Below are 18,229 nucleotides of genomic sequence, written 5' to 3'. Positions count from 1 at the left end.
GCCGGGCCTGTCTCCGTTGATGCGCCTGTCAGGCTGCCTGTTGCATCTGTCCAAGCACCTCATCGAGACCCACATGTCCCTGGAAGCCGCCGCTGCTTTGCGCAGGCTCCCCATGCTCGATTGCATGGGCAAAACGTACGGCCGGATCTTCGAGCAGACGTTCGTAGAGACTGTTGAGCCCGGTAAATTTCCGGCGGTCGACCACCTGGTGGAAATCATTCCAGCGGGCGATCCCGATAAAATAGGCATCTGCCAGGCTCTTCGTGTCGCCAACCAGCCATTTGCGATCGCCAAGCAGCGCTTCGAGCTGGGCATGCCGCTTTTCGACTTTCTTGACGCCATAGTTCCGCAGTGCCTGCTTCGCCCCAGGATCGAGCGAATGCTCGAACGAATACCAGAGCGGGCTGAAGGCGCCGAAGAAGCTGGTGTTGAGAAAGGCCAGCATCTGGTGCAGGCGGTCGTCCTCCGGCGATGCCGGCTCGAAGCCGAGGCCCTTGCTGCGCGCCTTGACCGAAATATGGTGCAGGATCGCCATGCTCTCGCTGAGAGTGCTGCCATCCGGCAGCATCAGCGACGGCGTCTCGCCAATGGGATTGATCCGCTTGAAATCCTCGCTGGAGACGACCTTCGGCATGTCGACGCGGCAGAGATGGTATTTGGCGCCGGACCATTCGAGCGCCACGATCGAACCGAACGAGCAGCCTTCCGGCACGCCATAGAACAGGGTCAGGGGCATCGGTCATTCCTTTCGGGTTGATTGATATCGACCCGATCTATATGCTTTCGTGGAAGCTGGAGCAGAAGACGTTCAATTTGCACAGCAATGTCCACAGATGTAGACAATGAATCTCAACGATCTGCAGATTTTCGTTCAGGCGATCGAAAGCGGCGGCTTCACCGCCGCCGGCAAGCGCCTCGGCATTCCCAAATCGACGGTCAGCAAAAGGGTGGCGGAGCTTGAAGCGCAGCTGGGCGTCCGCCTCGTCCATCGCACGTCGCGCAGTTTTTCGTTGACCGAGCTTGGCCGCGATTTCTTCCAGCATGCGCGTGCTTCGGTCATCGAGGCGGAGAATGCCGAAAATCTCGTCCGCACTCATCTCGGCGAGCCGAGCGGCACGGTGCGGCTCACCACCTCGGTCCCGACGGCCCAGTTCACGCTTGCCCCGCACCTGCCGGAACTTTCTGAGCTTTATCCCAAGCTCGTTCTGTCGCTGCATGTCACCGACCGCTTCGTCGATATCGTGCAGGAAGGGTTTGATCTGGCGATCCGCAGCCATGTCCAACCGCTGCCGGATTCGGCGCTGGTGCAGCGGCGGCTCGCAACACATGCTTTCCTGGTGGTCGCCTCACGGGATTATCTTGCGCGCCATGGTGCGCCGATGCAGCCGGAAGATCTGGTATCGCATCGCATCATCGCCGCTGGCGCCAGCGATGTCACATGGCGGCTGGAGAGCGATGAGGGCGAAAAGATTACTCTTGATCTCCAGCCGGTGCTCGCCGCCGACGAACCTTTCGTACTGCTGAAAGCCGCCGCTGCAGGCATTGGCATCACCTGCCTGCCGACCTCCATCTGCCGTCCCGCACTTGAGGATGGCACGCTTGTCCACCTGCTGCCGGATTGGACAGCCGGCAGCGTGACGACAACCATCCTGATGCCCCATCGCCGCGGCCAGTTGCCGGCCGTACGCGCCGTCGTCGATTTCCTGCAGGAACGGCTGGGTGACTAGATTCACGCCTATATTCGCTCAGCGTCGCCTGCCCGACGCAGGACTTTTCGGCGATGTAGAGCGCGCAGACGCCGTCCTCGACCGGATCGCCGTCAAGCTGTGGCGGGACATGTGTGGGTCCTTGAGCCACTCGAGAACGGCTGGTCTTTTGTCCCTGCCGGCGCTTTGTAGAGGTCGGCATCTTGCATTTCGTTTTTTGCCAAGTAACGAAGTAATATCAATCTCCGCGAGGCCAGAATCGTGACCGATATCACCGACATCACTCCCGAACGCATCATCGCAGCCGAGACGTTGATCCGGCCGCATATCCGCCATACGCCTGTGATGACGGTTGCCATGGAGGATTTCGGGCTTTTCGGCGGACCGCTCGACCTCAAGCTCGAATGCCTGCAGCATTCCGGCTCCTTCAAGGCGCGCGGCGCCTTCACCAATCTCCTGACCCGCGACGTGCCGCCTGCCGGTGTCGTAGCGGCCTCCGGCGGCAATCATGGCGCAGCCGTGGCCTATGCCGCGATGAAGCGCGGCATCAAGGCAACGATCTTCGTCCCGTCGATCAGCCCTCAGGCCAAGACAGACCGGATCAAAAGCTTTGGCGCCGATCTCGTCATCGGCGGCGACCGTTATGCAGACGCGCTCGCCGCCAGCCAGGATTTTGCCGCGCAATCCGGTGCCATGCAGATCCACGCCTATGACCAGCCCGAGACACTGATTGGCCAGGGCACGCTCGGCAAGGAGATCGAGGCGGACCTTCCCGATATCGACACGCTGCTGGTCGCCGTCGGCGGCGGTGGGCTGATCGGCGGCATCGCCGCTTGGTATCAGAGCCGCATCCGTGTTGTCGCTGTCGAGCCGGAAGAGGCGCCGACACTCAACCACGCCCTCGAAGCCGGCCATCCGGTCGACGCGCCGGCGGGCGGCGTTGCGGCGGATTCTCTGGCGCCGAAGCAGGTCGGCCAGCTGATGTTTCCCATCGCACAGAAGCATGTCGGCCTCTCCGTTCTGGTCACCGACGACGCGATCCGCGCGGCGCAGAGGGCGCTCTGGGATCATGTCCGTGTGGTCACAGAACCGGGCGGCGCCGCCGCTTTGGCCGCGATCCTCTCCGGCCGTTATAGACCGGAGAAGGACGAGCGCGTCGCCGTGCTGGTCTGCGGGTCGAACACGACGGCGGTGAAATTCGATTGAGACGGCACCTTGCTTCGCGGCATGCCGGCGATAATGCTATGCCATGTTCCAGCTAGAACAATCGGCCTGTTTCGAACAGGTTATCAAGAAGAGCAGGTTTCTCGCCGTGGCGTTCCCCATCGCCAGCGATGAGGAAGCAAAGGCTGCGATCGCGATGCACGGTCATGTCGACGCCAGTCACAATTGCTGGGCCTGGCGGATCGGCGCCGCCTACCGGTTTTCCGACGATGGTGAGCCGAGCGGCACGGCCGGAAAACCGATTCTCGCGGCAATCGACGGCCAGTCGCTGGATAAAGTCCTGGTCATCGTCACCCGTTGGTTCGGTGGCATCCTGCTCGGCAGCGGCGGCCTCGTGCGCGCCTATGGCGGCACGGCGGCCGCCTGTATCAAGAGCGCGCCTCTGGTTGAAGTGAAGCCGTCAGTGGAAGCGGCTGTTCGTCTCGAATTTTCCGAGCTTGCACGTGTAAAAGCGAAACTGGTGGCTCACAAAGACGTGCAGCTTCTCGAAGAGCGGTTTACCGAGAGAGGCGCAGACATTACCATTCGTCTTGCAGAAGCCGACTTCGAGGCTCTGTCGCGCTTGATTTCCGATATGACCAATGGGCGAACCGGACTTTCGCCACAGTAAACAGACCAGCGGGGAGTCCCGTGACCATACTGCACAAAGAACGATCGCCCTACAGCTTCCCGGACCGGACAGACATGCTAGCCGCATTTGGTCTAGAGGCGGAGGTCGATGAATTCTTCCAATCGCTCACATACACATTTCGGTCCCAGGAAACGGAACTCGTCGTTACCTACAGTGAATGGCGACGGTATCTCGTAATTTCAATGAGCATTCAAGGCGGCGACGTCTTTCACCTGGACATGCCTCATGTCATGTCTGTCCACATCCGGTCGGAGCGAGACGCCCGCTGGTTGCAGGTCGCATATGAGCCCGAACATAAAATGCCGGACATGCATATCCATCTGGAGCCGACCCTCCGATGTCAATGGATCATGCCGCCTTCGCCACCTGATATTCCTTGATCGCCACCATCTTAATCGCCGGATAGCGCTCCGACTCATAGCGCAGCGAAAAGCTGTCCTGCGCCAGGAAAACCGGGTCACCGTCGAGATCGCGGGCGATGTCGCCGCGCCGGGCGGTGACGAATTTTTCGAGGTCGAGTGGGTTGTCGGCCGATACCCAGCGGCAGACCGAGAAGCGCGACACTTCGAAGCTGACCGGCAGGCCATATTCCGCTGACAGTCGCTCCTTAAGCACGTCGAGCTGCAGCGCTCCGACCACACCGACGATTGCGGGTGAGCCGTCTTCCGGCGAGAAAAGCTGCACGACACCTTCTTCAGCCATCTGCTGCAGCGCTTCTTTGAGCTTCTTCGCCTTCATCGCGTCTTCGAGCCGCACGCGGCGCAGGATTTCCGGCGCGAAGTTCGGCACGCCCTGGAACACAAGCTGCTCGCCTTCGGTCAACGTATCGCCGATGCGAAGCGTGCCGTGGTTGGGGATGCCGACCACATCGCCGGCATAGGCTGTGTCGGCCAGCTGGCGCTGCGAGGCGAAGAAGAATTGCGGCGCCGTCAGACCCAATTGCTTGCCGGTGCGGGCGAGCCGGGCCTTCATGCCGCGCTCCAGCTTGCCGGAGCAGACGCGGGCAAAGGCGATACGGTCGCGATGGTTGGGGTCCATGTTCGCCTGGATCTTGAAAACGAAGGCGGTCATGTTGTCTTCGGCCGCATGCACGGTGCGGATATCGGCCACCTGGTCGCGCGGCGGCGGGGCGAAATCGCCGAGCGCATTGATCAGGTCGCGGACGCCGTAATTCCTCAGAGCCGAGCCCCAGAGCACCGGCGTCATATGGCCGTCGAGGAAGGCGTCGCGATCGAACGGCCTGCAGGCTTCCTTGGCGAGATTGGTTTCGTCGATGAAAACGTCACGTTCGTTTTCGGGCAGCCGGTTGGCCACCGCTTCCGGGCCGTTGACCGAGACCGGCACGATCTCGGTGTCGGAGCCGCGCACGCTATTTTCCGCCAGGTGATAGGAGCCGCAAAAAGTCTTGGCGCGGCCGATCGGCCAGGTCAGCGGCGCGGTATCGAGCGCCAGCTTCTCCTCGACCTCGTCGAGGATCTCGAAAGCGTCGCGGCTCTCTCGGTCCATCTTGTTGATGAAGGTGATGATCGGAATGTTGCGCAGCCGGCAGACTTCGAACAGTTTCAGCGTCCGCGGCTCGATGCCCTTGGCGGCGTCGATCACCATCACCGCGGCGTCGACGGCCGTCAGCGTGCGATAAGTGTCGTCGGCGAAATCCTCGTGGCCGGGCGTGTCGAGAATGTTGAAGACATTGCCTTCATATTCGAAGGTCATCACCGAGGTGACGACCGAAATGCCGCGCTCGCGCTCGATCTTCATCCAGTCCGAGCGGGTCTGCATGCGATCCTTCTTCGCCTTGACTTCGCCGGCGAGCTGGATGGCGCCGCCGAACAGCAGCAGCTTTTCCGTCAGCGTCGTCTTGCCGGCGTCCGGATGCGCGATAATCGCAAAGGTGCGGCGGCGGGAAATCGCCTCGGCCAATTCGTCTGTCATCGTCGTGAAAATCCTGTTGGTTGCCGGCTATCTAGCGATTTGGGCCGGCAATTGCAATTGACCGGCAGCACCGCCTGCGCAACAAAGCGCCATGACCCAGAAAAGCATGATCACGCCCGTTATCGGCCTCGTCCGCCTGCCGCACGCCGAGGACCTGCCGCTGCCATCCTATGAGACCGAAGGGGCGGCCGGCATGGACATCCGCGCCGCCATTCCCGCCGACAAGCCGATCGTACTGAAGCTCGGCAACCGGGCGCTGATCCCGACCGGCTTTGTCATGGAAATCCCGCCCGGCTATGAGGTGCAGGTCAGGCCGCGCTCCGGCCTGGCGGCCAAGCACGGCATTACCTGCCTCAACACGCCCGGCACGATCGATAGTGATTATCGCGGCGAAGTGCATGTACTGCTGATCAATCTCGGCGAGGAGCAATTCGTCGTCGAGCGCGGCATGCGCATCGCCCAGCTCGTCGTCGCACCCGTGGTCCAGGCTGTGATGGAGGAGCGGGCACTGGCCGGCGTGACAACGCGCGGCGCCGGCGGCTTCGGCTCGACCGGGTTGCAATGAAAGGCCCGGGCGAGCGGGATGGGCTTACGCTGAAGGCTGGCTATTTCAACGACCCCGCGGCATTCCAGGCGCTGGCGGATCTGATCTTCGACACGTTCTCGCTGGACATAACGCTGGTTGACCGGTTCGGCGGCCCCGATCCGAGTTCCATGCCATTCGGCTGGTTCGACAAGAGCGGCCAATGCGTCGCCAATTTCTCTGCCTTTGCCATGCCGCTGATGGTCGACGGCAAGCCGGTTCGGGCCGTGGGCTACCAATCGGGTGCCGTCAGGCCGGAATACCGTGGCCGCGGTCTCTATCGCGATGTGAYGCGCCGGGCCTTCCAATGGTCTGAAAACCAGGGTTACGCATCCGGTCTGCTACTCACCGAAACGCCGGCGCTTTACGAGCCCTACGGTTTTCGCTCTGTGCCGCAATGGAGTTTCCTCGTGCCGAGGCCGGCGAAGACGACGGTCGCTGCCGCGCGGCCGTTGTCGATCGATGCACCGGCCGATGCCGCGCTGATCCGTGCGCTGCTCGATGCCCGCGTACCGGTGTCGGAGCGCTTTGCGGTCGCAGGCCACGCAATCGAATTCATGCTCAACGCCTGCTTCAATCCAGCGGCGCGATTGAGCTATCTGCCTGATGTCGATGTGGTGGTCGCATGGGCTGAGGTCGACGGCCGGTTCCGGCTGCTCGATGTCGTCGGCCGCAGGATCCCGAACCTCGCCGAGATCGTCGCGGCAATCGGTATCGAAATGGAAGAGGTGGAGGTAATGTTTCCGCCCGATCGGCTCGGCTTGCAGCATGTGCCGATGCGAGGGCCCCGGCTCGACTATCTTATGGTCAAAGGCGCGCTTCTGGATGTGTTGAAGGACAGGCAAGTCATGCTTTCGCCGATGGCGGATTTCTGACATTTTCTCGTGTGACAGATCATCAATCGGGAAAAGAAGAAATAGCCGTATAAAATACGGAATAGTTAAAACATGTCCATAAATTTCTTATTTCGGTGGTTGACCTGACGCTGCCGATTGCGTATGGCTGTATACGCACCAAGCTGGAGTGCCGCCATGACGCTTTCCACCATCGCCGCCTACGCTTTCGCCTTGTTTGTCGTCGCCCTGATTCCCGGGCCGGGGATCACGGCGCTGGTTGCGCGCGCCCTCGGCGCCGGCTTTGCCGAGAGTTTTGCCATGGCGCTTGGCATCATGCTCGGCGACATCATTTTCCTGTCGGCCGTGGTGCTGGGTCTGTCCGTCCTGGCGCAGGCCTTCGGCACTGTTTTTCTGGTCATCAAGTTTCTCGGCGTCGCCTATCTCGCCTGGCTTGCGCTGAAGATGTGGCGCGCCGGCATCATCAAGACGGATATCACGACAGTGCCGCGCCGGACCATCACGCATTCCTTCCTGTCGGGCCTGTTCGTCACGCTCGGCAATCCAAAGGCGATGATTTTCTATGTGGCACTGGTTCCGACACTGGTCAGTCTCGACCAGATCCGGTTTGCCAGCTACCTGGAACTGGTCGCGATCACCTTCATCGTGCTGACGGTCGTCACGGTTCCCTATATTCTGCTGGCGGCCAAAGCGCGCAATTTCCTCCGCCATCCCGCCGCGCTGAAGCGGGTGAACCGGATCTCGGCCAGCTTCCTGGCCGGCACAGCGGCCTATATCGCGCTTCGCTCGAACTGAGGCAAGACGCTGCCGTCTGGCCGCCTTTGGGAGTTTATTTCCGCAAACCCGGTTGGCGCATGCAAATCTCTCTGGAAATATCGGCACTTGCAGCCTAGTTTCCTCCCGACAACAGGGAGAAACGCCATGGCGGAAACACGCAAGCCCGGTCGGGGCCGGATCTACAATTCGATTACGGAAACCATCGGCGACACGCCGCTGGTGCGGCTGGACAAGCTGGCGAAGGAGAAGGGGGTCAAGGCCAATCTGTTGGCCAAGCTCGAATTCTTCAACCCGATTTCGTCGGTCAAGGATCGCATCGGCGTAGCGATGATCGAATCGCTGGAAGCCCAGGGCAAGATCAAGCCCGGCGAGACAGTGCTGATCGAGCCGACCTCCGGCAATACCGGCATCGCACTCGCCTTCGCCGCGGCCGCCAAAGGCTACAGGCTGATCCTGACCATGCCCGAAACCATGTCGGTGGAGCGCCGCAAGATGCTGCTGCTGCTCGGCGCCGAGCTGGTGCTGACGGAAGGCTCGAAGGGCATGAAGGGCGCCATCGCCAAGGCCGAGGAACTGGCGTTGACGCTGCCCGACGCAATCATCCCGCAACAGTTCGAAAATCCCGCCAATCCGGAAATCCACCGCAAGACCACGGCCGAGGAGATCTGGAACGACACCGACGGTACGGTCGACATCTTTGTTGCCGGCATCGGCACCGGCGGCACGATCACCGGCGCCGGCCAGGTGCTGAAGGCAAAAAAACCGTCGATCAAAGTGGTCGCCGTTGAACCGGCGGATTCGCCAATCCTCTCCGGCGGTAATCCCGGCCCGCACAAGATCCAGGGCATCGGCGCCGGCTTCGCCCCGGCAATCCTCGACACATCTGTTTATGACGAAGTCGTCACCGTCACCAACGACGACGCCTTCGCCAATGCCCGGTTGGTGGCAAAACTCGAAGGCGTGCCGGTCGGCATTTCCTCCGGCGCGGCACTGACGGCGGCGATCAAGGTCGGACAGCGCGAGGAAAATGCCGGCAAGAATATCGTCGTGATCATTCCCTCGTTTGCCGAACGCTATCTGTCGACCGTGCTGTTCGATGGATTGGGCGGTTAATTCGGCCAGCTTTTACGACGACCGATTTGGGCCGGCCCCATGCTGGCCCCTTCATATCGCCAGTCCGATGCGAGGCACTCGAAGGTCTCGTCCTTGAAATAGTAGAGGAAATGTCGGTCTCCGCCACCTTTCAGCGCGCGCCAGTCGGTCGGCGCGTCGCGGCGATCGTCAGGTCCGGTAATTTCGTAGAACTCTCCCCATCCCGGGGCCACTCCGCTATAGCGGCACTGCCCGAGATACCAGCCTTCGTCATTCGTCCGGCCCAGGCGCCAGCGGCTGCAGCCGGCAAACGTCAAGGTTCCCCACGCGTCATGCTCCGCCTCATTCGTCCATGGGCCGAGGAGAAAGCGGAGGGTTAGCGCCGACCCCACAACGGAGCATTCGGGCTCCGGCGAGCCCGGGCAAGCATCCCACATCGTGCTCAACCTGATGAAATCCGGCATCGGCCATTCCCCGATCACGCCGCACTCAGCAATCGATCACCAGCAATCCGGTATGAAATCGCCTCGGCAAGGTGAATGCGGCCGACATGCGCCGCACCGTCGAGATCGGCGAGCGTCCGCGCCACTTTCAGAATCCGATGATAGCCGCGGGCGGAAAACTTCATCCGGTCGGCTGCTTCGCGCAGCAGCTGCAATCCGCCGGCATCCGGCTCGGCGATCTTTTCGATCAGCATTGTCGAGCACCGGGCATTGCAATCCGTCTCCGGCTGGCCGGCGGCGATGAAGCGGTCGCGCTGCAATTGCCGCGCATTGGCGACGCGCTTGGCAACGACCGCGCTCGACTCGGCCGCTGCCGGGCGGATCAGGTCGAAGGCCGAGACGGCCGGCACGTCGACGCGAATATCGATGCGGTCGAGCAGCGGCCCGGAGATCCGGCCCTGATAGTCACTGACGCAACGCGGACCTCTTTGGCAGGTATGCCCCGGCTCGCCCGCCATGCCGCAGCGGCAGGGATTCATCGCCGCGATCAGCTGGATCCTGGCGGGGTAGCTGACATGATGGTTGGCGCGGGCGATGACGCATTCGGCGGTTTCAAGCGGCTGCCGCAGCGCATCGAGCGCCTGCGGGTGGAATTCCGGCAATTCATCGAGGAAAAGCACGCCATTATGCGCGAGCGACGCCTCTCCCGGCCGCGCTTTCATTCCACCACCGATGAGCGCCGCCATGGTGGCGGAATGATGCGGCGCCCGGAACGGCCGCCGGTCCGACAGCTTGCCGCCGGAAAGCTGGCCGGCGATCGAGTGGATCATCGACACGTCAAGCAATTCGCCTGATGTCAGCGGCGGCAGGATCGAGGGCAGACGCTGCGCCAGCATCGACTTGCCCGAACCGGGCGGCCCGACCATCAACAGATTATGCCCGCCAGCCGCCGCGACCTCCAGCGCCCGCTTGGCGCTTTCCTGGCCCTTGATGTCGGCGAGATCGGGGAGATTGGCCGGATTCTGGCGGACCGCAGGCTCGGGTCGGGTCAACACCTGCGTGCCGCGGAAATGGTTTGCCAGCCCGATCAGGCTGCGCGGAGCTAGGATATTGAAGCCTGGCCCGGCCCAGGCCGCCTCCGGTCCGCATTCATGCGGGCAGATCAGGCCCCGGTTCATCGCATTGGCCGCGATCGCCGCCGGTAGCACACCTGCGACCGGACCGATCGTGCCATCGAGATTGAGCTCGCCGATGACCAGAAATTCCGCCAACGCATCAGCCGGCACCGCGCCAAGTGACGCCATGATCGCCAGCGCAATCGGCAAATCAAAATGACTGCCCTCTTTGGGCAAATCAGCCGGCGCCAGATTGACCGTCAGCCTTTTCGGCGGCATCGCAAGGCCGGAGGCATGAATGGCGGCCTGCACCCGTTCACGGCTCTCAGCCACGGCCTTGTCCGGGAGTCCGACGATCTGTACGGCGATCTTCCCCGGCCCGAACATCACCTGCACATCCACCGGCACGCCCTCAATGCCCTGAAATGCAACCGTCCTGACTCTTCCAACCATGCGGCCTGTCCCTGCTCAATGCTGCCGTGAAACAACTTTCCCTGGTCAACGGCAACAGCTTGCAGCTAAACACAGGTCAAGGAATAAAACAAGAACAATGAACGAACAAAAATCTGCCCCGCTGGTGTCTGGCCTAAAGCATCGTTCCTACCAACGGGCGGACACCAAACCACCTTGGAGGAAATTACCCATGGCAGGTCAGCATCGCAAATTGTAATATTGCCGGGCACATTGAGTTTTCCGCCGGCTTGATGCCAGCCGGCCCCGTCGCATAGTGACGGCGCATGAGCGTCTTCAGCGACATGGATGCTGTTGTGCTTGATGCAACGCCAGAAATCGGCACGAGATGAGTGAACATCTCGTCAACGTCCGGGGAAGTCGTCCACCGCGCGCTGCCACCACCGACCACCCGACGAACAGCTAATTTGCCAACGGCGGAAACGGAGCGTGGTATGAACAAGGCTGCGATAAATCGGCTTGATACCATCTTGGTTCATAGTCAACACCCTTAACTTTGTCCATATCCAAGTGGTTCAATTTATGATAGAGTTTTTGTGATTGGAGAATCATTGTGAAATTCAACGAACAACACCAAATCATTCTCGATGCCTTTTATAATCGCCGCTACGGCGTATCCCCCACTGCTACGAGAAGCGCCGTGGAGAGCCATGCCAGGAGACACCTGCTCAAGGGGGCCGACTATACGAGGGCACTCGACAGCGCCATTGCCGCCGGCCTGCTCGTAAGCATGTCGGACGCGAGCTTGGCCATCAGGGGCGCAGGTCGGAACATGCTGCCTAAGTAATCACCGACCACGGCTGCGACAGCCGCTTCCGATCTTGCAGATTTCGGCAGGCCAAGTCACAAAAAAGAACGACAAGCGAACAAAATTGTAGGCCGGCGCAGCAAGTTTGCAGAGAATTTTAAAGCGGCAGCAGAGGCGGCCGTGGAACCGCCGCGATTGCCCTCAACCCCGCCGTCTCTCGACAGCATCCCAGAACAATGCCGCAATATCGGCACCGCCGAATTTCCGCACTTCGCGGATGCCGGTCGGCGAGGTCACGTTGATCTCGGTCATATAATCCCCGATCACATCGATGCCTACGAGGATGAAGCCGCGTTCACGGAGCGCGGGGCCGATGCGGCGGCAGATTTCCTGTTCGCGTTCGGTGAGTTCAGTCTTTTCAGCCCGGCCGCCGACATGCATGTTGGAGCGGCTGTCGGTCTCGGACGGCACGCGGTTGATGGCGCCGGCGGGCTCGCCGTCGATCAGGATGATGCGCTTGTCGCCTTTGCGGACGTCGGGCAGGTATTGCTGGGCGATGAACGGTTCGCGGAACATTTGGTTGAACATTTCGAGCAGTGAGGTGAAATTGCGGTCGTCACGCGACGAGTGAAAGACGCCGGCGCCGCCATTGCCGTAAAGCGGCTTCAGGATGATGTCGCCCATTTCGGCACGGAAGGCGGCGATCTCCGCGGGATCGCGGGTGATCAGCGTCTTCGGCATCAGGTCGGCGAATTCGGTGACGAAGATCTTTTCCGGCGAATTGCGCACCCAGTTGGGATCATTGACCACGAGCGTCTTCGGATGGATGCGCTCGAGCAGATGCGTCGACGTGATATAGGCCATGTCGAAGGGCGGGTCCTGGCGGAGCAGCACCACATCCATCGTTGACAGATCCACGCGCTCCGGCGCGCCGAGCGTATAGTGGTCGCCCTTGACATCGCGCAGCGTCATCGGCTCGACAGTGGCGATAATCTTGCCGTCGCGCATGGAGAGGCGGCTTGGCGTATAGTGGAAGAGATTGTAGCCGCGGGTCTGAGCTTCGAGGCTCATGGCAAAGGTGGAATCGCCGGTGATGTTGATCGAGGACACATGGTCCATCTGCACGGCGACGTTCTTGATCTTTGCCATGGGAATGCTCTCCTGCCCCTGAATGCGTGCGGATGATGTAGGACGGGCACGCCGGTCTGGCAAGCCCATCCGGCCAGCCGGTCTGGCTAGCCAGTCTGGGATCAGGCGAAGCCGTCGATGCGGCAGGTGATGTGGTCGTGGTCGGAGAGCGGCCGGCCGGTCCCATCGAGCGAAGGCGTGATCTCCGAATGGCCGATGATCAGGCCGCGCGACAGGAACCAGTCAAGCTTCATCGCGCGTTCCGGCCAGCGGGTGATCAGGCTCGGCCGCGTCGTCATCTGTTCGATCGGGCCGCCATGGCGGGTGAAGCCACGCGTAGCGCTCATCGGAAACAGGCCCTCGGCCTCGAAATCGCCGCCGGCGTGGTTGCCGGTGTTGAGATCGCCGCCGATGAGGATCGGCAGGGCAGGGAAGGCGGCTTCGATTTCGTCAATCAGTTCCTTCGTCTGCCGCTCGCGATAAGCGGCCGTGGTGGCGCTTTCGAGATGCACGGAGACGGCGACGAAAGGCCCTGCTTCGGTGGAGATCAGGCCGCCGACGGCGCAGCGTTCGCCGATGCGTGGCTGATCGGCATCGTTGCGCCACAGACGCTCGCCCAAGAGGCGGATCATGAACGGCTGCTCGATCGGCACGGAGGAGACAAGGCCGTTGCCGTGGAAACCTTTCTCGTTGATGCTGTCGCGGCAGAAACCACGCTCGGTGTCCGAGCCGAGGCCCATTTCCAGGAATTCGACGCCATAGGCATAGGCCATGCGCATCGCGCTCGCCAAATCTGCGGTCGTATGGCGCTGGGCGGTGCGGGCCATGCCATTGTCCATCTCGGACAGCAATACGACGGCTGGTTCGCTCTTTTCTACATGCGCGGCGCTATCCTCGACGAACAGGCAGCGTTCCAGGTTCCAGGCGGAGACGTTGAACGGGAAGGCGAGCGGCAGGGTGCGGGACGGCGATCCGCCGGTCTCGACCGTGCCCATCGCGCCGAGCCGGCTCATGATCGCATCATGCGCTTCGACGGTTTTGGGACCAACCAGCTGGGCGCGCTCTTCGAGCGAAATCACATCGAGGGCGGAAACTGCGGCACGGATCATTGCACCTGCGCCTGGACTGCGGCGATATCCGCCGCCGGGATCGGGCTGCCGGCGATGCGCTTGCCATCAGTGGCAGAGAAATAGTGAAAATGGTCGGTCGCGATCGTCAGGCCCATGCGCTCGCCAAACGGCTGGGCCGAGGGGGCGGCGACCGTGATCTGCTGGCCACCGACCGTGCCATGCAGCAGACGCTGGGCGCCGAGTTCCTCGACATAATCAAGATGGAACGCGATCCGGCCTTCGATATCGAGCGAGGCCTTTGCATCCTCGGCACGGAAGCCGACGATCAGCTTTGGTTCTTTCGGGGCACCGGCGCTGGCGGGCACTGACTGATCACCGATGCGAATGCCGTCAGGGCCATTCTCGGCATTGACCAGGTTCATCGCCGGTGAGCCGATGAAGCCCGCGACAAAGGTCGAAGCCGGCTTGTGATAGACTTCCAGCGGGCTGCCGATCTGCTCGACCAGGCCCTTGTTGAGCACGACGAGGCGGTCGGCCAGCGTCATTGCTTCGGTCTGGTCATGGGTGACGTAGATCGCGGTCGTGCCGAGCCGCTTCTGCAATTGCTTGATCTCGCCGCGCATCGACACGCGCAGCTTGGCGTCGAGATTGGAGAGCGGCTCGTCGAACAGAAAGGCGACCGGCTCGCGCACGATCGCACGACCCATGGCGACGCGCTGGCGTTGGCCGCCGGAGAGTGCCGCCGGGCGACGGTCGAGGAAGGGTTCGAGATTGAGCGACTTGGCCACGTCGGCGACGCGCTTGGTGCGCTCGGCCCTGGAGACGCCGGCGACCTTCAATGCGTAGCCGATATTCTCGGCCACCGTCATATGCGGATAGAGCGCATAGTTCTGGAACACCATGGCGCAGCCGCGCTCGCGAGGTTCGAGCTTGTTGACCACGCGGCCGGCAATGGAGATTTCGCCGGCGGAAATTTCCTCCAGTCCGGCGACCATCCTGAGCAGGGTCGACTTGCCGCAGCCGGACGGTCCGAGGAAGACGACGAATTCGCCCGACTGGATTTCGAGATCGACGCCATGGACGACGGCATTCTTGCCGTAGCTCTTTTTGACGCCACGCAGGGAGATTGGTGCCAAGGCCAGAATCCTTTCACTTTTCGGTGGAGATAAGGCCGCGCACGAACCAGCGCTGCATCAGGATGACGAGGATGAGCGGCGGCGACATGATGATCAGCGTGCCAGCCATCGCCACGTTCCAGTCCGGCAGGCCGAATTCGGACGGGATCAGCGTCTTGAGTTCGGTGACGGCGATGCCGAATTTGGGATCTGTGGTGATCAGCAGCGGCCAGAGATATTGATTCCAGGCCCAGACGAACATGATGGTGAAAAGCGCGATCATGTTCGAGCGCGACAGCGGCATCAGGATATCCCAGAAGAACCGGATCGGCCCTGAGCCATCCATTTTCGAGGCTTCGGCCAACTCTTCCGGGACCGTCAGGTAGCATTGGCGATAGAGGAAGGTGCCGGTCGCCGTTGCGACCAGCGGCAGGACGAGGCCGGTATAGGAGTTCAATAGCCCCCATTGCAGCTTGACTTCGATGCCGAAGAGATGGGCGACGAGCCAGCTGATGCCGGTGATATCAGAGATCGCCTGGAAGGGCTCCAGCACGTTGGCGGCGATCGAATAGGTCGGGACGATGCGCACTTCGAGCGGCAGCATCAGGGTAATGAAGATCATCCAGAAGATCACGATGCGACCGCGGAAGCGGAAATAGACGATCGAGAAGGCGGCCATGGACGAGAGGATCACCTTGCCGGCCCCGACGGTGGCGGCGAAAATGATGCTGTGCAAGAGCTTGTTGCCGAGATCAGCGCGGACCCACGCGGTCTGGACGTTCTCCCAGAAATGCGATCCCGGCGTCAGTGGCATCGGCACCGTGTTGACCGCTTTGAGATCGAGTGTCGAGGCGATGATGACGATGGCGAAGGGCAAGAGCGCGATGACCAGCCCAAGCGCCAGCAGCAGATAGCTGATGAAATTGAAGATCGGCGTGCGTTCGACCATGGCCCGGACCTCACTTATAGTGCACGCGCCGCTCGATGAAGCGGAACTGGAAAATGGTGAGCAGGATGACGAGCAGCATCAGGATGATCGACTGCGCAGCGGCGCCTGAATAGTCGAGACCTTTGAAGCCATCGAAATAGATCTTGTAGACCATGAGCTCGGTGGCGCGGGCCGGACCGCCCTGCGTCATCACGTCGACGATGCCGAAGGAATCCTGGAAGCTTTCGGTGATGTTGATGACGAGCAGGAAGAACAAAGTCGGGGTCAGCAACGGCAGCTGGATATCCCAGATGCGGCGCATCGGCCCGGAGCCGTCCATGGCGGCTGCCTCGATCAGCGAGCGGGGAATGCCTTGCAGCGCCGACAGGAAGAAGATGAAGTTGTAGCCGATATATTTCCAGGAAAAGGTAACGATGACGGCGATCATCGCGTCCTTGCCGTCGAGCGCGGGATTCCAGATGTCCGGCCAGATATGGTTGATGATCGACAGCAGGCCGGCCTCCGGCGCCAGGATGAAGCGGAAGGCAAGACCGAGCGCGGGTGCGGCGATCGCATAGGGCCAGATGAAGATCGAGCGGTAGAGCTTATGGCCGCGCAGTTCGCGGTCCGTAAGGATCGCCAGTGTCAGTGCCAGCACCATGGAAATGGCGGTCGACGACAGGCCGAAGACCAGGCTTCGAACGATAGAGTTCCAATAGATCGGATCGCTCAGCAACTGCCTGAAATTATCGAACCCGACCCAGCGGTTTCCCCCGCCCCACGGCTGTTCCAGCGTAAACGCCCAATAGAGCGCCTGCGAGCCCGGCCAGTAGAAGAAGATGAAGATCAGGATGAGCATCGGCGCCGCAAACAGCAGGCCGATCGTCGTCGAGGAGAAGGTGACGCGCTTTTCCATGAATCGCTTCAATCGGAGTTAAAGGACGGTCCGAAACACGCGGTAAACGCATCCGGACCCGAGATCGTGTGAAGCCCTATCCGGCGCCCTGGCGCCAGATAGGGCCTGGATGCGCGAGGCCTTACGGCAGCTGGACGCCCTTATAGGTCGCCTGGAAGCGGCGCAGGATCTGGTTGCCGCGATCGGCGGCGCCATCGAGCGACGTCTGGACATCGGCATTGTTGATGAAGATGTCCTGCAGGGCGTTGGAGATTTCCTGGCGGATCTGCAGCAGGCCGCCGAGGCGGACGCCATGCGGGGCATTGTCGTTGGCCGGCGAAGCGGTCAGGCTCTTGATGGCGAGTTCGCGGCCGGCATAGGGCGCCTTGTCGTAGAAGTGGTTCTTGACCAGGTACTGATAGCCGGAATTACGCACCGGGATATAGCCGGTCACGGTCGACCAGGTCAGCGCTTCTTCCGGCTTGGCGACGAAGTTGAAGAAAGCGGCAGCCGCCTTGTATTCGGCGTCGGAATGGCCCTTCAGCACCCAGAGCGATGCGCCGCCGACGAACGAGCTGTGACGCTCGGTGCCCTTGTAGACGGGCAACATGGCGGTGCCCCAGTTCATGCCGGCTTTGGCGGTGCGGCCGATATTGCCGTGGTCGCCGACCGAGGTGAGGATGACCTGGCAATCGCCGGCAGCAAAGGCTTCGACGAAGGTCTGGCCGGTTTCCTTGGACTTGATCAGCGCTTCCTTGGCGTCATACCAGCCCTTCAGATCCCTGACGAACTGGACCCACTTGCCCTTGTTGATGGTCAGCTCGGCATCGAGGCCTTCATAGCCGTTCTTGTTCGTGGCGACAGGTTCGCCGTGAATGGCGTTGAACTGCTCTTCATACTGCCAGACTTCGTCACGCGAAATATTGAAGCCGAGCGGGCAGGCATAGCCGGCGGCCTTCAGCGCCTTGAAGTCTTCGCCAGCTTCTTCCCAGGTCGCCGGAGCGTGATCCTTGCCGATCTTGGCGAAGGCGTCCTTGTTCCAGTAGAGCAGAGCGGTCGAGGAGTTGAAGGGGAAGGAGTACATTTCGCCCTTCGACGTCGCATAATAGGAAGCGATGCCGGAGAAATAGTCCTTCCAGTCGACAGTGTAGCCCATGTCCTTCATCAGCTTGTTAGCCGGGTAAAAAGCGCCCGACAGCATGATGTCGAGCGTGCCGGCATCCGACACTTGGGCAATGGTCGGCTGCTTGCCAGCGCGGTAGGCGGCAATGGTGTTCTGCAGCGAGGCGTCGTACGAGCCCTGGCTGGTGCAGACAACTTCGTAATCGTTTTGCGACTTGTTGAAGCGGTCGCACTGTTCCTGAACGCGTTTGGCGATATCGCCGGAATTGCCGAACCAGAAGTCGATCTTGGTCTTTTCGGCGGCGGCGGGGCCAGCAAGGACGGCTACGGCGAGAAAGGCGCTGACAGCGCCCAGGAGCTTGGCTTGCATGAGAACCTCGAGAAAGAGAAACGCA

General features: G+C 61.4%; 18 protein-coding genes. 8 read left to right on the top strand and 10 right to left on the bottom strand.

The window, feature by feature from the left end; genetic code table 11:
* Window positions 1-28: 28 nt before the first annotated feature.
* Window positions 29-736, bottom strand: a complete 708-nt coding sequence (locus AC1DYF_RS07905; RefSeq protein ID WP_477876150.1) for a glutathione S-transferase family protein — start codon at window positions 734-736, stop codon at window positions 29-31.
* Window positions 737-842: 106 nt separating this feature from the next.
* On the opposite strand from AC1DYF_RS07905, the gene AC1DYF_RS07900 reads away from it, so the two are divergent.
* The 3 genes from AC1DYF_RS07900 to AC1DYF_RS07890 all read left to right on the top strand — a co-directional run bounded on the left by AC1DYF_RS07900 (window position 843) and on the right by AC1DYF_RS07890 (window position 3,540).
* On the top strand, window positions 843-1,727 hold the full coding sequence (locus tag AC1DYF_RS07900) for a LysR substrate-binding domain-containing protein (RefSeq protein ID WP_477876149.1): 885 nt from the start codon (window positions 843-845) through the stop codon (window positions 1,725-1,727).
* A gap of 240 nt (window positions 1,728-1,967) precedes the next feature.
* The gene (locus tag AC1DYF_RS07895; protein WP_477876148.1) at window positions 1,968-2,912 is read left to right on the top strand and encodes a threonine/serine dehydratase; all 945 of its coding nucleotides are present in this window, start codon (window positions 1,968-1,970) and stop codon (window positions 2,910-2,912) included.
* A 43-nt stretch (window positions 2,913-2,955) separates the two neighbouring features.
* On the top strand, window positions 2,956-3,540 hold the full coding sequence (locus tag AC1DYF_RS07890; RefSeq protein ID WP_477876147.1) for an IMPACT family protein: 585 nt from the start codon (window positions 2,956-2,958) through the stop codon (window positions 3,538-3,540).
* A 369-nt stretch (window positions 3,541-3,909) separates the two neighbouring features.
* Here the strand turns inward: AC1DYF_RS07890 and AC1DYF_RS07885 are convergent, their stop codons facing one another.
* Complete coding sequence (locus tag AC1DYF_RS07885; RefSeq protein WP_477876146.1) at window positions 3,910-5,493, bottom strand: peptide chain release factor 3; 1,584 nt, start codon at window positions 5,491-5,493, stop codon at window positions 3,910-3,912.
* 91 nt (window positions 5,494-5,584) lie between these two features.
* Between AC1DYF_RS07885 and dut the strand changes: the two genes are divergently transcribed.
* The 4 genes from dut (at window position 5,585) to cysK (ending at window position 8,820) form a co-directional block, all read left to right on the top strand.
* Entirely contained in the window at window positions 5,585-6,058 is a 474-nt protein-coding gene (gene dut, locus AC1DYF_RS07880) for a dUTP diphosphatase (RefSeq protein ID WP_477876145.1), read from the top strand.
* Window positions 6,055-6,951, top strand: coding sequence for a GNAT family N-acetyltransferase (locus AC1DYF_RS07875; protein ID WP_477876144.1), 897 nt, complete (start codon window positions 6,055-6,057; stop codon window positions 6,949-6,951). The genes dut and AC1DYF_RS07875 overlap by 4 nt, the downstream gene beginning before the upstream one ends.
* Window positions 6,952-7,107: 156 nt before the next feature.
* Entirely contained in the window at window positions 7,108-7,725 is a 618-nt protein-coding gene (locus tag AC1DYF_RS07870; protein ID WP_477876143.1) for a LysE family translocator, read from the top strand.
* Window positions 7,726-7,851: 126 nt separating this feature from the next.
* Window positions 7,852-8,820 (top strand): cysteine synthase A, encoded by a 969-nt coding sequence (cysK, locus tag AC1DYF_RS07865; protein WP_477876142.1) that lies wholly within the window; start codon window positions 7,852-7,854, stop codon window positions 8,818-8,820.
* Here the strand turns inward: cysK and AC1DYF_RS07860 are convergent.
* Together AC1DYF_RS07860 and AC1DYF_RS07855 are read right to left on the bottom strand one after the other, a co-directional pair.
* Window positions 8,817-9,263, bottom strand: a complete 447-nt coding sequence (locus AC1DYF_RS07860; protein WP_477876141.1) for a hypothetical protein — start codon at window positions 9,261-9,263, stop codon at window positions 8,817-8,819. The genes cysK and AC1DYF_RS07860 overlap by 4 nt on opposite strands.
* Window positions 9,264-9,277: 14 nt before the next feature.
* Window positions 9,278-10,810, bottom strand: a complete 1,533-nt coding sequence (locus AC1DYF_RS07855; RefSeq protein ID WP_477876140.1) for a YifB family Mg chelatase-like AAA ATPase — start codon at window positions 10,808-10,810, stop codon at window positions 9,278-9,280.
* Window positions 10,811-11,381: 571 nt separating this feature from the next.
* On the opposite strand from AC1DYF_RS07855, the gene AC1DYF_RS07850 reads away from it, so the two are divergent.
* Window positions 11,382-11,615, top strand: coding sequence for a hypothetical protein (locus AC1DYF_RS07850; protein ID WP_477876139.1), 234 nt, complete (start codon window positions 11,382-11,384; stop codon window positions 11,613-11,615).
* A 162-nt stretch (window positions 11,616-11,777) separates the two neighbouring features.
* Here the strand turns inward: AC1DYF_RS07850 and gshB are convergent, their stop codons facing one another.
* From gshB to AC1DYF_RS07820, 6 genes are all read right to left on the bottom strand, one after another.
* Entirely contained in the window at window positions 11,778-12,725 is a 948-nt protein-coding gene (gene gshB, locus AC1DYF_RS07845) for a glutathione synthase (RefSeq protein ID WP_477876138.1), read from the bottom strand.
* A gap of 101 nt (window positions 12,726-12,826) precedes the next feature.
* A complete protein-coding gene (locus AC1DYF_RS07840; protein ID WP_477876137.1) occupies window positions 12,827-13,813 on the bottom strand; it encodes an endonuclease/exonuclease/phosphatase family protein in 987 nt (328 codons plus the stop codon).
* The gene (gene ugpC / locus AC1DYF_RS07835) at window positions 13,810-14,910 is read right to left on the bottom strand and encodes a sn-glycerol-3-phosphate ABC transporter ATP-binding protein UgpC (protein ID WP_477876136.1); all 1,101 of its coding nucleotides are present in this window, start codon (window positions 14,908-14,910) and stop codon (window positions 13,810-13,812) included. The genes AC1DYF_RS07840 and ugpC overlap by 4 nt, the downstream gene beginning before the upstream one ends.
* A 13-nt stretch (window positions 14,911-14,923) precedes the next feature.
* Window positions 14,924-15,838, bottom strand: coding sequence for an ABC transporter permease subunit (locus AC1DYF_RS07830; protein WP_477876135.1), 915 nt, complete (start codon window positions 15,836-15,838; stop codon window positions 14,924-14,926).
* Between the two features lie 10 nt (window positions 15,839-15,848).
* Window positions 15,849-16,733, bottom strand: coding sequence for a carbohydrate ABC transporter permease (locus AC1DYF_RS07825; RefSeq protein ID WP_477876134.1), 885 nt, complete (start codon window positions 16,731-16,733; stop codon window positions 15,849-15,851).
* 121 nt (window positions 16,734-16,854) lie between these two features.
* Window positions 16,855-18,204 (bottom strand): extracellular solute-binding protein, encoded by a 1,350-nt coding sequence (locus AC1DYF_RS07820; protein ID WP_477876133.1) that lies wholly within the window; start codon window positions 18,202-18,204, stop codon window positions 16,855-16,857.
* Window positions 18,205-18,229 lie beyond the last annotated feature (25 nt).

The sequence above is a fragment of the Rhizobium sp. P2_G9 genome, assembly GCF_056403475.1.
The sequence above is the reverse complement of the archived record's forward strand: the minus strand, read 5'-3'. Positions and strand labels throughout refer to the sequence as shown.

What these genes read in the sequence shown, in the direction of transcription:
- cysK (WP_477876142.1), top strand. Translation starts at nt 7,852, where the DNA reads ATGGCGGAAACACGCAAGCCCGGTCGGGGCCGGATCTACAATTCGATT.
- AC1DYF_RS07860 (WP_477876141.1), bottom strand. Translation starts at nt 9,263, where the DNA reads ATGCCGGATTTCATCAGGTTGAGCACGATGTGGGATGCTTGCCCGGGC.
- dut (WP_477876145.1), top strand. Translation starts at nt 5,585, where the DNA reads ATGACCCAGAAAAGCATGATCACGCCCGTTATCGGCCTCGTCCGCCTG.
- AC1DYF_RS07870 (WP_477876143.1), top strand. Translation starts at nt 7,108, where the DNA reads ATGACGCTTTCCACCATCGCCGCCTACGCTTTCGCCTTGTTTGTCGTC.
- gshB (WP_477876138.1), bottom strand. Translation starts at nt 12,725, where the DNA reads ATGGCAAAGATCAAGAACGTCGCCGTGCAGATGGACCATGTGTCCTCG.
- AC1DYF_RS07830 (WP_477876135.1), bottom strand. Translation starts at nt 15,838, where the DNA reads ATGGTCGAACGCACGCCGATCTTCAATTTCATCAGCTATCTGCTGCTG.
- AC1DYF_RS07855 (WP_477876140.1), bottom strand. Translation starts at nt 10,810, where the DNA reads ATGGTTGGAAGAGTCAGGACGGTTGCATTTCAGGGCATTGAGGGCGTG.
- AC1DYF_RS07825 (WP_477876134.1), bottom strand. Translation starts at nt 16,733, where the DNA reads ATGGAAAAGCGCGTCACCTTCTCCTCGACGACGATCGGCCTGCTGTTT.
- AC1DYF_RS07900 (WP_477876149.1), top strand. Translation starts at nt 843, where the DNA reads ATGAATCTCAACGATCTGCAGATTTTCGTTCAGGCGATCGAAAGCGGC.
- AC1DYF_RS07885 (WP_477876146.1), bottom strand. Translation starts at nt 5,493, where the DNA reads ATGACAGACGAATTGGCCGAGGCGATTTCCCGCCGCCGCACCTTTGCG.
- AC1DYF_RS07840 (WP_477876137.1), bottom strand. Translation starts at nt 13,813, where the DNA reads ATGATCCGTGCCGCAGTTTCCGCCCTCGATGTGATTTCGCTCGAAGAG.
- AC1DYF_RS07820 (WP_477876133.1), bottom strand. Translation starts at nt 18,204, where the DNA reads ATGCAAGCCAAGCTCCTGGGCGCTGTCAGCGCCTTTCTCGCCGTAGCC.
- AC1DYF_RS07890 (WP_477876147.1), top strand. Translation starts at nt 2,956, where the DNA reads ATGTTCCAGCTAGAACAATCGGCCTGTTTCGAACAGGTTATCAAGAAG.
- AC1DYF_RS07905 (WP_477876150.1), bottom strand. Translation starts at nt 736, where the DNA reads ATGCCCCTGACCCTGTTCTATGGCGTGCCGGAAGGCTGCTCGTTCGGT.